The sequence below is a fragment of the Blastococcus sp. SYSU DS0552 genome, from assembly GCF_054050815.1.
This window is the reverse complement of sequence record NZ_JBJHAB010000007.1, coordinates 29822-42894: the sequence shown is the minus strand read 5'-3', so window position 1 is coordinate 42894 and position 13073 is coordinate 29822. Positions and strand designations below refer to the sequence as shown.

The following is a 13073-nucleotide window of genomic DNA, read 5'->3' as shown; positions in this document are numbered from 1 at the left end:
ACCCGGCTGACAGCTCCGGGGCGGGGCGCTAGCGTCCGGCCCCGTGCACCCGCCTCCGCGTGTCCGCCCGCCCGGGGCCGCGGACGAGCGGGCCCAGCTCGGGGGCTGGCTGGACCTGCAGCGTTCGCTGGTGCACCACAAGTGCGAGGGCCTGGGCGAGGACGACGCCCACCGCGCCCTCCTGCCGACCTCGCCGCTGATGACGGTGGCCGGCCTGGTCTCCCACCTGCGCTGGGTCGAGCACTGCTGGTTCGAGGTGCTGTTCCTGGATCGGCCCGCCGCACCCAACCCCCAGTTCGGCCAGGAAGGGGACGGCGACTTCCGCGTCGAGGGGGTGCCGCTGGCGCGGCTGCTGGACGAGTACGCCCGCCAGTGCGCGGTGTCGGACGGGATCGTGGCGGCGGCGTCGCTGGATGACCGCGGCCGGAACGAGCAGTACGGAGCCGACGCGCTGTCCCTGCGCTGGATCCTCGGGCACATGGTCGAGGAGGTGGCCCGGCACGTGGGGCACCTCGACCTGCTCCGGGAGATGCTCGACGGGCGGACCGGCTACTACTGAGCGGGTGCGTGACCCGCCGTCACCCGGGGCACACCCGAGCGATGCAGGTCTTCGTGGACGCCGCCCGGACGCTGAGCTTCGCCGACGGCACCCCGGTGACCGCGGCCTCGGGCGTGGCCCCGCTCGGGGACGGCTGGCTCGTGGTGCAGGACGACTCGACGATCGCCGCCTGGCGGCGTCCCGGCGAGGTGGTGGCGGTGCCGGTGCTCCCACCCGTCGAGGGGCTGCGCACCTTCCGGGAGTCCGACGGCACCAAGCACCTCAAGCCCGACCTGGAGGTCGCCTGCCCCGCGGAGGTGGACGGGGAGCCCGCCGTGCTCCTGCTGGGCTCGGGGTCCTCGCCCCGGCGGATGCACGCGGTCCTCGTGCGGCTCGAGGACGGGCAGCCGGTGGTGCGCTCCGCCGAGCTGACGGCGGTGTACCAGCGCGTGGCCGAGCGCCTGGGCCTGCCGATGGACCGCGTGAACCTCGAAGGCGCGAGCCGGCACGGGGACGTGGTCCGGTGGTTCAACCGGGGCAACCTCTCCGCCGGCGTCCGCTCGGCGAGCGTCGACGTGCCGCTGCACGACCTGGTCGCCGCCGTCCTGGGCCGGGCCGAGCCCGCCGCCGTCCCGGTGGACCGGCCCCGCGAGTACGAGCTGGGCGAGGTGGAGGGCGTGGGCCTCGCGGTCACCGACGCGGTCGCGCTGCCCGACGGCCGGGTGCTGCTGAGCGCCGCCGCCGAGGACACCCCCAACGCGGTCGACGACGGGCCGGTGGTGGCCACCGCGATCGCGCTGCTGGACAGCGACACCGTGCAGGAGGTCGTGCCCATCCCCGAGGTGGGCGGCCACGTGCCCAAGGTCGAGGGCCTGGCGCTCCGCGGCGTCGGCGACGGGGTGGTGCGCCTGCTGGCGGTCGTGGACGACGACGACCCGGACACCCCGTCGGCCGAGCTGGACCTGCGCGTCGACCTGCGCTGAGCCACCGCCCGCGCCCGGGAGCGCGCCACCGGCCGGCACGGGCGGGAGCGGCGGGCCGGGCGGTGAGCGTCGCCCCATGGACTTCGTCGTCTGCCTGCACGACGCCGTCCACCTGAAGGTCGTGGAGCGGCGCCGCGGCCACCCTGACGGACCTCTCCTGACCTGCCCGCACTGTCGACGACGGTTCGTGATGTCCGGTCGCGAGGTGAAAGAGGTGCCACCACCGTCGCCCTGAACGGTCGCTGCGGGCGGAGTCCCGACGCCGTCCAGCGGGTGGGCTACGGGCGAGGGCCGGCGGAGGCGCGGTAGGCCGCCCGCGCCGCTCTGATCATCTCGTACGACGGGTGAGCCTTGTTGTCCCGCTGGTTGAGCGGCGGGGCCGACTCGGCGATGACGGCTGCCTCCACCGCCTTCGGTTCCGGGTGCACCGCCCACGTCACCTGCAGGTGTGTGCGCATCCATTCGGACAGCCGCGCCTCGTCAGCGTCGACCGGGACGACGCGGTCCGTCGTCCACCGGGTGGTGTAACCCTCGGACGGCATCAGCAGCGCGACCAGGACACGGCGGAGGGTGGAGGAACCGGTCGGGCCTCGGAAGTGGTTGCCGACCACTCTGGCACGCAGGTCCCGAGCCAAGCCGATGTACAGCAGCTCCAGCCCTTCGACGCCCGGATGAGCCGGGCCGGACACCCCGGGCAGCGTCCCCGCCCGAGCCCACCAGGCGTAGAGACCGGAGCGACGCGGGATCTGACCGCCCGTTCGCTCCGCATCGGCCGGTGGCCCGCACAACTCGTTCGCGACGGCGAGTGCATCGGTCACTCCCGCAGCCTCCCACTGCTCTCCGGCGGGCCGTGGCGTCGTGCGGGGGAGACCTGGGCGTCGTTCGGCGTGGGCCCCGGCCTGCGGGGTTGCTCCAGTGCGGGAGAGGGGAGTCGAACCCCTACGCCCGAAGGCACCAGATCCTAAGTCTGGCGTGGCTGCCGTTACACCACTCCCGCGTGCTTCCGGAGTCTAGGAGCACCCGTGCGGGCGCTCCGGGAGGACCGTCACCGCGCTGACCTGCGCCGCGTCTGGCAGGCTGTCGCCGTGCCCCGCGACCCACGACAGATCCAGCTCGAGATCGATGCGGCCCGCGAGTCGCTGGCCGCCACCCTGGACCAGATCGCCTACCGCAGCAGCCCCACGCGCCTGAAGGCCCAGGGCAAGGACGCCGTGCAGCGCTTCCTGCAGACGCCCGCCGGTCAGGCCACGATGGGCGCCGTCGGGCTCCTGGTCACGCTGGTGGTGGTGCAGAAGGTCCGGCACCGCAAGGCCGCGGCGCCGCCCAAGCGGAACCGTCGGCCCGTCGTGGAGAAGAAGGTCCAGTACCGCACGCGCTGATCGCCGCCCGACACGACGAGACCGGCCCGTCCCCCTGGGGGACGGGCCGGTCTCGTGGTTCTCGGGTGCTCGGCCGGGTCAGGCGCTGGTCGCCCGGTGGCGCACCAGGGGCAGGACGACCGTCTCCAGCACCTCGTCGACGAAGGCCTCGTCGACCGGGCGGTGGGTGAGCAGCCAGCGCTGCACGAGGAGCGCGCTGATGGTCTCGGCGGCGACCGAGGTGCGGAACGACGGGTCGAGCTCGCCGCGCGCCTCGGCGTTCTGCCACACCTGCTCGAAGGACTGCTGCCACACGGCCAGCGGACCCTTCTCGAACGCCTCGGCCAGCGCCGGGTGACGCGGCACGGTCGACAGCAGGGAGAGGGTGGCCGCGCCCGTCGGGCCGTTCACGACGCCGACGAGGGAGTGCATGATCTCGCGCAGGTCGCCCTCGAGGGAGCCGGTGTCGGGGCTGTGCGCCTCGGCGCGGTTGAGGTCGGAGATCGTGTCGACGACCAGGTCCTGCTTGGTGCGCCACCGTCGGTAGATCGTCGCCTTGCCCACGCCGGCCTCCGCGGCGACCGCATCCATGGTCAGCGCGCCGTAGCCCACGTCGGCGAGCAGGCGGAGGATCGCCGCGCGGATCACGCCGTCCCGGCTGGGATCGCGCGGCCGGCCGCCACGACTCGGACGAGCGGCTTCTGCGGTGGGGAGAGCGGCCATGGGCGAAACCTTAGACATTCAAGTTGTGAACTCGCTGGGAGTCCCCTGCGAGTACCCCCGGAAGAGCGTTCCGATACCGCCGCGCGCCTGTCCCGTGTGCCCGTGCGCGTGAGTCACCCTGTCCTCCGTGGGAACCATCTGCGGCGGCGTCTGCGGGTGCCGCCAGAACTGGGAGGTGCCCGGGCGGGCGGGTCGTGCGCTGCTGGCGACGTCGATCGGGCACGTGCTGCCGCACGTGGCCCGCACCGCCAAGGCGCTGGGCCTCACCGTCTACTCCGCGCCCCAGCTGGTCGACGTCGTCGACGACCGGGGTGGACGGGGTCTGGAGCGGCTGTTCCAGAAGCTGGCGCGGGAGCTGACCGCCGCCGAGACCGAGGCGGTGCGGGTCGCCACCGACCCGCCGGACGACGGCGCCGCGCTGACCGCCCGGCTACTGACCGCGCCCACGCTGGCCGTGGAGCTGGCGCGCCGCGGCGTCACGGTCGAGGTCGGCGTCCTGGCCGAGGCCGAGTTCTGGTCGGTGTACCAGCCGATCGTCTCGCTGGCCGACCGCTCCGTCGTCGCGCACGAGGCGCTGCTGCGCGGGCTGGTCGACGGCCGTGAGGTGGGCGGCGGGGACCTGTTCTTCGTGGCCGAGTCCGCCGGCTGGCTGCACCGGCTGGACCGCATCGGCCGGGAGTCCGCCATCGCCGGCGCAGTGCCGTGGCTGGGCGAGGACGACCTGTTCATCAACTTCAACCCCGCCTCGATCTACCGGCCGCAGGTCTGCCTGGCCAGCACCGAGCAGGTCGCGCACGACGCCGGCATCGCACCGACCCAGCTGGTCTTCGAGGTGGTCGAGTCGCACGCCATCGCCGACCGCGGGCACCTGGTCTCGGTGCTGGAGCACTACCGCTCGCTGGGGTGGCGCGTCGCGCTCGACGACGTCGGCGCCGGCTGGAACAGCCTGTCGCTCCTCGCCGCGGTCCGGCCCGACGTGGTGAAGCTGGACAAGGGGCTGGTGCAGGAGCTGCCCGACGACGGTGCCCGCACGGTGCTGAAGGCGGTGACCGACCTGGCCCACCAGCTGGGGGCGGTGGTCGTGGCCGAGGGGATCGAGACCGAGCGGCTGGCCGAGGAGGTGACCGCGCTGGGGGCCGACATGGGCCAGGGCTGGCTGTTCGGCCGGCCGGTACGCCCCGAGCCGCCCGCCGAGGAGCCCGAGGGTCGCTGGCAGCCCGTGGCGCGGACCCGCTGACGCCGTCGCCGGTCAGCCCAGGGCCCAGCCGGTGAGCACCGGCCGGCCGTGCTCGTGCCCCAGGACTCCGTACCGGCCGGCGGGCAGCGCGAACAGCGCCCCGGCCTCGGGCTCCAGCCCGAGCCAGCGGGCCGTCAGCACCCGCAGCACGTGGCCGTGGGCGACGAGCGCGACGTCGCCGTCGGGAAGGCGGTCACGGACCCGGTCGAGGACCCGGTCGACCCGGGCTCCGACGTCGGCCAGCGTCTCGCCGGGGACGTCGGCGTCGGCCGTGCCGTCCCGCCAGATCGACCACTCCCGGCCCAGCTCCTCGCTGATCTCGGCAGTGGTGCGGCCCTCGTAGCCGCCGTAGTCGAGCTCGACGAGGTCGCCGTCCACCGCTGTGGCGGTCAGGCCGGCCAGCTCGGCGGTCCGCCGGGCCCGCTGGAGCGGGCTGACCCGCACCTCGGCGAAGCTGCGTCGGCCCAGCGCCGCGCGCAAGGAGCGGGCCTGCTCCTCGCCCTCGGGCAGCAGCGGCAGGTCGGTGGCCCCGGTGTGCTGGCCGCTGCGGCTCCACTCGGTCTGCCCGTGCCGCAGCACCACGAGCTCTCCCAGCTGTCCACCGACGATCTCGCCCACGTCGTCCATCGAACACGCCCGTCCGGGAACACGCGCGGTGGCTGCCGCGCTGGCTCCCGGCATGACCACCGCACAGCTCAGCGACACGTTCAGCATCGGCGGAGACCTCCCCGTCCACCGGCTCGGCTACGGCGCCATGCAGCTGCCCGGCCCCGGCGTGTGGGGCGAGCCGGCCGACCGGGCCGCCGCCGTCCGCGTCGTGCAGGCCGCCGTCGAGCAGGGCGTGGACTTCATCGACACCGCCGACTCCTACGGCCCCGAGGTCAGCGAGCAGATCATCGCCGAGGCGCTGCACCCCTACCCCGAGGGCCTGGTCATCGCGACGAAGGCCGGGCTGACCCGCCAGGGCCCGGGCATCTGGACGCCGGTCGGCCGGCCCGCCTACCTCAAGCAGCAGGTCGAGCTCTCCCTGCGGCACCTGAAGGTCGACCGCATCGACCTCATCCAGCTGCACCGCATCGACGCCGAGGTGCCGCTGGCCGACCAGCTCGGCGCCTTCGCAGAGCTCAAGGAGCAGGGCAAGGTCCGGCACATCGGCGTCTCCGAGGTGTCGGTGGATGAGCTGGAGGCGGCGCGCGGGATCACCGAGATCGTCAGCGTGCAGAACCTGTACAACCTGACCACCCGCCAGAGCCAGGACGTCCTGGACTACGCCACCGCCGAGGGCATCGCCTTCATCCCGTGGTTCCCGATCGCCACGGGTGACCTGGCCGCCCCGGACAGCCCGGTGGCGGACATCGCCCGCGAGCTCGACGCCACTCCCTCGCAGGTGGCGCTGGCCTGGCTGCTGCAGAAGTCGCCGGTCATCCTGCCGATCCCGGGCACCAAGTCGGTCGACCACCTCACCGAGAACCTCGGTGCGGCTCGGCTGACCCTGTCCGACGAGGACATGGCCCGCCTGGACGCGCTGGCCTGAGCCGCCGCCCGCCCGGGCATAGGAAGCTTTACCCGCGTCCAGCCACCCCCGGATGCAGGTAGAGCTTCCTATGCCTCACCGGCGCGGCGGGACCCCCGACGCGACGGACGGCTGAGGCACGCGTCACCATGGCCTGCGTGGACGCCGAGGACTTCCGCCAGGTCAAGGACGCCGTTCGACAGCTGATCCGCGAATCGGTGCTGCCCCGCGAGGAGCAGATCGAGGACGAGGACCGCATCCCCGACGACCTGCGGGCGCAGGCCGCGGAGATGGGCCTGTTCGGGTACGCGCTGCCCGAGGACTACGGCGGGCTCGGCGTCACGATGAGCGAGGACGTCGAGCTCGCGATGGAGTTCGGCTACACGACGCCGGCCTTCCGCTCCCTCTTCGGCACGAACAACGGCATCTCCGGCCAGGTGATCGCGAAGTTCGGCAGCGAGGAGCAGAAGAAGAAGTACCTGCCGCGCCTGTCGGCCGGTGAGCTCATCGGCTCCTTCGCGCTCACCGAGGCCGGGGCCGGCTCCGACCCCTCCGCGCTACGCACCAGCGCCCGCCGGGACGGCGACGAGTGGGTCATCAACGGCAGCAAGCGCTACATCACCAACGCGCCGATTGCCGACCTGTTCGTCGTCTTCGCCCGCACCGACCCGGAGCAGAAGGGCGGCCGGGGCATCTCCAGCTTCGTCGTCGAGACGACGACGCCGGGGGTCACCGTCGGCCCCAAGGACGCGAAGATGGGCCAGGCCGGCGCCTGGACCAGCGAGGTGTTCTTCGACGACGTGCGGGTGCCCGCCGACGCGCTGATCGGCGAGGAGGGCCGCGGCTACGCGAAGGCCCTCACCGTGCTCTCCCGCGGCCGGCTGCACATCGCCGCGCTCTGCGTCGGCATGGCGCAGCGGGTGCTCGACGAGTCGGTCGCCTACGCCGCCACCGCCAAGCAGGGCGGGGCGCCGATCGGCCGCTTCCAGCTGGTCCAGGGGATGCTCGCCGACATGCACGCCGAGCTGCTCGCCGGCCGCAGCATGGTGCGCGACGTCGCCGCCCGCTACGACTCCGGCGAGGACACCTCGGTCGGGCCGTCGTCGGCGAAGCTCTTCTGCACCGAGATGGTGGGCCGCGCCGTCGACAAGGCCGTGCAGGTGCACGGCGGCATGGGCTACCTGCGGACGACGCCGGTGGAGCGCTTCTACCGCGACGCCCGGCTGTTCCGGCTCTACGAGGGCACCAGCGAGGTGCAGCGGGTCATCATCGGCGGCGCGCTGCTGCGTGAGGCCGGCATGGCACGTGGCTAGGCCCGAGCTCACCGACGACGAGCGCGGGGTCCGTCGCGAGGCGGCGGCGGAGCTCGGTGAGGCCCTGCGCGAGCTGGTCGACGCCGCCGTCCGCACCGAGGTGCCGGTCGACCGGCTGGGCGAGGCGACCCGGGCCGCGCGCGAGCTGACCGCGCTGCTGTCGGAGGACCTGCGCGAGGTGCACGAGATCGCCTCGGTGGACGACCCGGAGACCGGCCAGCGGTGGTACAGCCCGGTGTACGGGCCGGGCAGCCCGGTCGCGCCGCCGATGGTCGTCGAGGACTTCCCGGCCGAGGGCCGCTGCGTCGGCCGGGTCACGATCGGCAAGAAGCTGGAGGGCCCGCCCGGGCTGGTGCACGGCGGCGTCGTCGCCACCCTGCTGGACCACGTGCTGGCGCGCTCCGCGCGCGGCGCCGGTCACGGCGGGCTGACGGCGACCCTCTCCGTCACCTACCGCCGCCCGGTGCACCTGGGCGTGCCGCTGGTGGTGACCGGTCAGCTCGTGTCGGTCGACGGCCGACGGGCCACCGCGACCGCCCGGTTGGTGGCCGAGGACGACCCCGCGACCACGCTGGCCGAGGGGGAGGCGCTCCTGGTCGCCCTGCGCGCGGAGCAGGCCTCGGAGGTCTTCGCGAGGACCGGGCGGCCCGTCGCCGGCTGGACCAGCCGCGGCTGACGGTGGCGCCGCGGCGTCAGGCCGTCCGTGCCCCGGTGGCCACCGGTTCGCCTGCGCCCACAAGGGTCCACCCCTCGGGCAGGCCATGAACCTCCACCGTGTCGCCGGACGCCTCGATCCGCACCTGCCGCGCGTCCCCGAGATCCAGCCCCTCGACGACCAGCCGCCCCCACGATCCCGGTAGCCGCGGGCGCAGCGCGAGCCGTCGGCGGGGGACGTCGGGCTCCAGACCGAGCAGGGCCCGCACCAGCAGCAGCGGGGCGGCGCTCGCCCACGCCTGCGGCGAGCACGAGGTGGGGTAGGGGACCGGCGGGTCGAACTCCGACCGGGAGAACCCGCAGAACAGCTCCGGCAGCCGGCCGCCGAAGGCCGCGGCCGCGTCGAGCAGCCCCTCGGCCAGGTGCTGCGCCAGCTCGACCGCTCCGGGCACGTGGGCGTACCGGACCAGGCCGGCCACCGCCAACGCGGTGTCGTGCGGCCAGACCGATCCGTTGTGGTAGCTCATCGGGTTGTAGGCGCCCATGTCCGTGGCCAGCGTGCGCAGGCCGAAGCCGCTGTCCATGGTGTCGCCGGCCAGCCGTCGCACCAGCACCGCCGCGTGCTCGTCCGGCACGATCCCGCTCCACAGGCACTGAGCCGCGTTGCTGGTCAGCGCGTCGAGCGGCCGTTTGTCCCGGTCGAGTGCGACGGCGTACCAGCCCCGGTCGGGCAGCCAGAACCGCTCGGCGAACGCCTGCTGCAGCTGCGCGGCCCGGCGGCGCATCCGCTGCGCGGTCAGCGGGTCGCCGAAGGCCTCGGCCAGCTCTGCACGGGCCAGCCGCGCGGCGTAGGCGTAGCCCTGGACCTCGGCGAGGGCGATCGGCGGCTCGCCCAGCCGGCCCTCGGCGTCGTTGATCCCGTCGAAGCTGTCCTTCCAGCCCTGGTTCACCAGGCCGCGGTCGGTGGCCCGCTGGTACTCCAGGAACCCATCGCCGTCACGGTCGCCGTACTGCTCCATCCACTCCAGCGCCGCGTCGGCGGCCGGCAGGAGCTCCCGGACCGCTTCCTCCGGTGCTCCCCACCGCCATGCCTCCGCGAGCAGCGAGACGAACAGCGGCCCGGCGTCGACGGTGCCGTAGTAGTGGCTTCCGCCCAGGGCGCTGTCCCGGTCCGGGCCCAGGCGGAGTTCGTGCAGGATGCGGCCGGGTTCCTCCTCGTTCAGCGGGTCGACCCGCCGGCCCTGCAGCCGCGCCAGCGTCTCGAGCGTGCCGATCGCGAGGGAGGTCTCCAGGGGCAGGGCCATGTAGGCGGTCAGCAGGCTGTCCCGACCGAAGAGGGTCATGAACCAGGGGGCGCCGGCGGCCACGACGGGCCGGTCGCCGAGCTGGTCGCGGATCTGCAGCACGCCCAGGTCCGCCTCGGTGCGCCGCAGCACCTCGGCCAGCACCGGGTGCCCGGCGGTCACGGTCGTGCTGGCGCGCCGCCACTCGCGCAGCTGGTGCGCCGGCCGGCTCGTCTCCATGCCCTGGCCGCGGTCCACCCGCGGGGGCACGACCCGGCCCTGCATCACCGGCTGGACGCTGATCTCGGTGGACCAACTGCCGCGGGGCGGGACCACGACCCGCCAGGTGAGGGCAGCGGGGGTGACGACGGCGTCCCCGGTCGCCGACACCCGCAGCCCGCGTTCGCCGTCGCGGCCGGTGAGGACGAGGATGCCGCCCTCGACCGCCGGGATGACCTCACCGGCGTCGGCGCGGCCGGCCTTGACCGTGAAGAGGTCGGCGAAGTCGGCGCCGAGCCACACCGACAGGGTCGCCGTCGTGGCCTCCGCGCCCAGGTTCCGGAGGGTCACGACCTCGCGCAGCCCGTCGGCCACCAGCCGTTCGCGCACCAGGAGCAGGGTGCTGTCGGCCCGTCCGCCGGACGGCGGGCGTCGCAGGACGAACCGCGCCCCGTAGGTCTCCTCGGGGAGCACCGACAGGGGCTGCGGGACGACGCCGTCGAGTCGCAGTTCCAGCCGGGACAGGACCCGGGCGTCACGGAAGTACAGCCCCTGCACGTCGCCGGGGACGATGTCGCCGGTCCGCGTGGACAGGCAGAAGGTGGAGCCGTCGACCAGGGTGACCAGCCCACCGTCGCCGCCCAGCAGCGCCGGCTCGCTGGCGTTGAGCGGTCCGTCGGTCACTCAGCCCACCTCCCCCAGCAGCGTGCCGACGGCGGCCGGGCCGGCGAGCGGTGCGCTGCGTGCCACGGCGAGCCGGTAGGCCGCCTCGTAGCCGCGGGCCATCGCCTCGGCCGAGAAGTGCTCCGCGACCCGGGCCCGGCAGGCCGCCGGGGCCAGTCCGCGCACCTCGTCGAGCGCCGCCGGGAGGTCCTCGGGGCGCTCGCAGACCAGCCCGGTGACGCCGTGCTCGACCACCTCGGGCACCGCGCCGCCGCGCAACGCCACCACCGGCGTGCCGCAGGCCATGGCCTCGATCATGACCATGCCGAAGGGCTCCTCCCACTGGATGGGGAACAGCAGGCAGCGTGCCCCGGTGAGGAGCTCGCGCTTGGTGCGGGCGTCGGCCACGCCCACCACGTGGTCGGTCTCCCGCAGCCGCGGCGCGACCTCCCGCTCGTAGTACTCCTTCTCGATCGCCTCGCTGCACTTGCCGGCCAGCACCAGCGGGAGCCCCGCCGCGTGCGCCGCCTCCAGCGCCAGGTGCGGCGCCTTCTGCGGGTGGAAGCGACCGAGGAACAGCGCGTACTCGCCCTTGGTCGCGGAGTACGGCCAGGCCTCCAGGCGCAGCGCGTTGTGCACCACGCCCAGCCAGTTCAGGTCGGGCACCAGCTCCCGCTGGCGGTGGCTGATCGCGATGAGGCCGACGTCCTCGCCCAGCTCGCGGTAGAGACGCTCGGCGTCGGCGTCCACCGGGCCGTGCACGGTGAGCACCGTCGGCACGCCGCGAGCCCGCAGCACCGCGGCATTCAACGGCCCGGCCAGGGTGTGGTCGTGGACGACGTCCATGCCTTCGGTGTCGGCGAGCTCGAGCAGGGCCCGCCGGACGGCGGCTGCGTGCACGACCTCCGGAGCCGGCTCACCGAGCCGTTCGGGCACGGGCACGGCCCACAGCGGCCGGAAGCGAGCGCGGGTGCCGGACCGCCCGGCGCCCAGCAGGGTCACCTGGTGCCCGCGCCCGACCAGGCTGTCGGCGAGGTCCGCCACGACGGCCTCGACCCCGCCGTACGCGCCGGGCGGGACCTCGAAGTAGGGCGGCGCCACGAGGGCGATCCGCAACGGGGCACCGGACCGGCGCGCGCCGGCGGCGCTGCCCACGGCGTGCAGCTGGGTGACCGGCTGGGCCGAACCGGTCCCACGGTGTGTCTTGCTGTCGACCAGCACAGGGATCCTCCGCGAAGGATGACTGGACCAGAAGACGGACGACGCTGTCCGGAGGAGCGGCGCACCACAGGCAGCTGCGCTCCTGGTCGTTCTCCTAGCACCTTCGCGGCCGGCGCTCAAGTCGAGGTAGCCGGGAACCCGACCGCGGGCGACCTCCGCGGCGCGGCGACCCGCGAGCGGGCCGGCTGCGGTGCCTCCCCGGCTGCGTCAGTTCGCGCGCGGCCCGGGCGCGTTGGCCGGGTCACCGGCCGGGTCCAGCTCCGGGCCGCCCGCCGGGCGCAGCAACGGCCCGGGGGCTCCCACACCGGTGCCGAGCGCGGCCACGAACTGCCGCAGCACGTCGTCGCCGGCGTGGAACGGGGCCCAGTCGAGCAGCTTGCGCGCCCGGGCGGTGTTCAGCGCGGGCGCCTGCGTGCCGATGTCCACCCAGCCGGGCTCGGTGGGCACCACGTGCGCGGTGAACGCCGCGTGCAGCCCGGCGCGCACCGCGAACGCCGGGGTGGGGATCCGCACCGAGCCGAGGGCGCGGGCCAGCGCGTCGGCGTCCATCAGCGGCTCGGCCGCCAGGTTGAACGGGCCGGGGGCACGGCGGTCGAGCATCCGCTCGAGGGCGTCGGCGACGTCGTCGGCGTGCACGAACGAGAGGGCCAGCGCGGGCAGGGGGAGCGGGAGCAGCCGGGCGACCGCGCCGGGCAGCATGCGCGCGGCCCCGAACAGCAGGGGCCCCAAGAAGTAGCGGCCGATCTCGCTGCTGGCCTCCGGCTGCAGGACGAAGGTGGGGCGGACGACGGTCAGCGTGGTGTCCGGGTGCCGGGTGAACACCTCGCGGACCACCCGCTCGGCCTCGGACTTGTCGCGGCTGTACTGCGCGCTCGGGATGCCGGTCGTCGGCCAGTCCTCCGTCACCCGCTGCCCGCGCGCGCCGGCGGCGTAGGCGCCGATCGAGCTCATGTGCACGAACTGGCCGACCCCGGCGGCCGCCGCCGCGCGGGCCACCCGCCGGGTGCCCGCCACGTTCACCTCGCGCAGGCGATCGGGCTGCCGGCCCGGCTGCAGCGCCCAGGCCAGGTGCACCACCGCGTCGGCTCCCTCGACGAACTCGGCGATCTGCGCCTCGCTCGCGGCCTCCCCCAGGTCGGCGGAGTGCCAGCGGACGCCGTCGTACGGGGGCGTCGCCGGCGGCCGGCGCCGGGCCAGCCCGCGGACCTCGGCCACGCCGGCCCTCGGGTCGGTGAGCCGACGCAGGAGGGCGGTGCCGACGTTGCCGCTGGCTCCGGTGACGGCGATGGTGCGGCCGGAGAGCTGGCCGGGGGAGAGGTTCGGCATGTCCTGCGGCTACCCGTCCGCCCCCGCGCCAACCGGCGCGCC

The 13073-nt window shown here is 74.6% G+C and carries 13 protein-coding genes and 1 tRNA gene; 7 read left to right on the top strand and 7 right to left on the bottom strand.

Annotated features, from left to right (window positions below):
- Positions 1–43 precede the first annotated feature (43 nt).
- Entirely contained in the window at positions 44–559 is a 516-nt protein-coding gene (locus tag ACI8AG_RS08795; protein WP_456596738.1) for a DinB family protein, read from the top strand.
- A gap of 41 nt (positions 560–600) precedes the next feature.
- Positions 601–1521, top strand: a complete 921-nt coding sequence (locus tag ACI8AG_RS08790; protein WP_456596737.1) for a DUF6910 family protein — start codon at positions 601–603, stop codon at positions 1519–1521.
- Between the two features lie 278 nt (positions 1522–1799).
- Here the strand turns inward: ACI8AG_RS08790 and ACI8AG_RS08785 are convergent, their stop codons facing one another.
- Together ACI8AG_RS08785 and ACI8AG_RS08780 are read right to left on the bottom strand one after the other, a co-directional pair.
- Positions 1800–2339, bottom strand: a complete 540-nt coding sequence (locus ACI8AG_RS08785) for a GIY-YIG nuclease family protein (RefSeq protein ID WP_456596736.1) — start codon at positions 2337–2339, stop codon at positions 1800–1802.
- Between the two features lie 98 nt (positions 2340–2437).
- Positions 2438–2518: transfer RNA gene (locus ACI8AG_RS08780), tRNA-Leu, on the bottom strand.
- 88 nt (positions 2519–2606) lie between these two features.
- On the opposite strand from ACI8AG_RS08780, the gene ACI8AG_RS08775 reads away from it, so the two are divergent.
- Positions 2607–2900 carry a DUF3618 domain-containing protein gene (locus ACI8AG_RS08775; RefSeq protein ID WP_456596735.1) on the top strand — a complete coding sequence of 98 codons (294 nt, stop codon included), beginning with the start codon at positions 2607–2609 and terminating at the stop codon, positions 2898–2900.
- 78 nt (positions 2901–2978) lie between these two features.
- On the opposite strand, the gene ACI8AG_RS08770 is transcribed toward ACI8AG_RS08775, so the two are convergent.
- Positions 2979–3602: a TetR/AcrR family transcriptional regulator gene (locus ACI8AG_RS08770; RefSeq protein WP_456596734.1), complete on the bottom strand. Its 624-nt coding sequence runs from the start codon at positions 3600–3602 to the stop codon at positions 2979–2981.
- A gap of 127 nt (positions 3603–3729) precedes the next feature.
- Here ACI8AG_RS08770 and ACI8AG_RS08765 point away from each other — a divergent pair, with 127 nt between their 5' ends.
- Positions 3730–4839 carry an EAL domain-containing protein gene (locus tag ACI8AG_RS08765; RefSeq protein WP_456587499.1) on the top strand — a complete coding sequence of 370 codons (1110 nt, stop codon included), beginning with the start codon at positions 3730–3732 and terminating at the stop codon, positions 4837–4839.
- Between the two features lie 12 nt (positions 4840–4851).
- Here ACI8AG_RS08765 and ACI8AG_RS08760 read toward each other — a convergent pair whose 3' ends face one another.
- Positions 4852–5457, bottom strand: coding sequence for a histidine phosphatase family protein (locus ACI8AG_RS08760; protein ID WP_456596733.1), 606 nt, complete (start codon positions 5455–5457; stop codon positions 4852–4854).
- Positions 5458–5518: 61 nt separating this feature from the next.
- On the opposite strand from ACI8AG_RS08760, the gene ACI8AG_RS08755 reads away from it, so the two are divergent.
- From ACI8AG_RS08755 to ACI8AG_RS08745, 3 genes are all read left to right on the top strand, one after another.
- Complete coding sequence (locus ACI8AG_RS08755; protein ID WP_456587501.1) at positions 5519–6373, top strand: aldo/keto reductase; 855 nt, start codon at positions 5519–5521, stop codon at positions 6371–6373.
- 137 nt (positions 6374–6510) lie between these two features.
- The gene (locus tag ACI8AG_RS08750; protein WP_456596732.1) at positions 6511–7665 is read left to right on the top strand and encodes an acyl-CoA dehydrogenase family protein; all 1155 of its coding nucleotides are present in this window, start codon (positions 6511–6513) and stop codon (positions 7663–7665) included.
- Positions 7658–8341 carry a PaaI family thioesterase gene (locus ACI8AG_RS08745; RefSeq protein WP_456596731.1) on the top strand — a complete coding sequence of 228 codons (684 nt, stop codon included), beginning with the start codon at positions 7658–7660 and terminating at the stop codon, positions 8339–8341. Before ACI8AG_RS08750 ends, ACI8AG_RS08745 begins: the two co-directional genes overlap by 8 nt.
- A gap of 16 nt (positions 8342–8357) precedes the next feature.
- On the opposite strand, the gene ACI8AG_RS08740 is transcribed toward ACI8AG_RS08745, so the two are convergent.
- The 3 genes from ACI8AG_RS08740 to ACI8AG_RS08730 all read right to left on the bottom strand — a co-directional run bounded on the left by ACI8AG_RS08740 (position 8358) and on the right by ACI8AG_RS08730 (position 13031).
- Positions 8358–10505, bottom strand: a complete 2148-nt coding sequence (locus ACI8AG_RS08740; RefSeq protein WP_456596730.1) for an amylo-alpha-1,6-glucosidase — start codon at positions 10503–10505, stop codon at positions 8358–8360.
- A complete protein-coding gene (locus ACI8AG_RS08735; protein ID WP_456596729.1) occupies positions 10506–11705 on the bottom strand; it encodes a glycosyltransferase family 4 protein in 1200 nt (399 codons plus the stop codon).
- Between the two features lie 207 nt (positions 11706–11912).
- Positions 11913–13031 carry an NAD-dependent epimerase/dehydratase family protein gene (locus ACI8AG_RS08730; protein WP_456596728.1) on the bottom strand — a complete coding sequence of 373 codons (1119 nt, stop codon included), beginning with the start codon at positions 13029–13031 and terminating at the stop codon, positions 11913–11915.
- Positions 13032–13073: the final 42 nt, after the last annotated feature.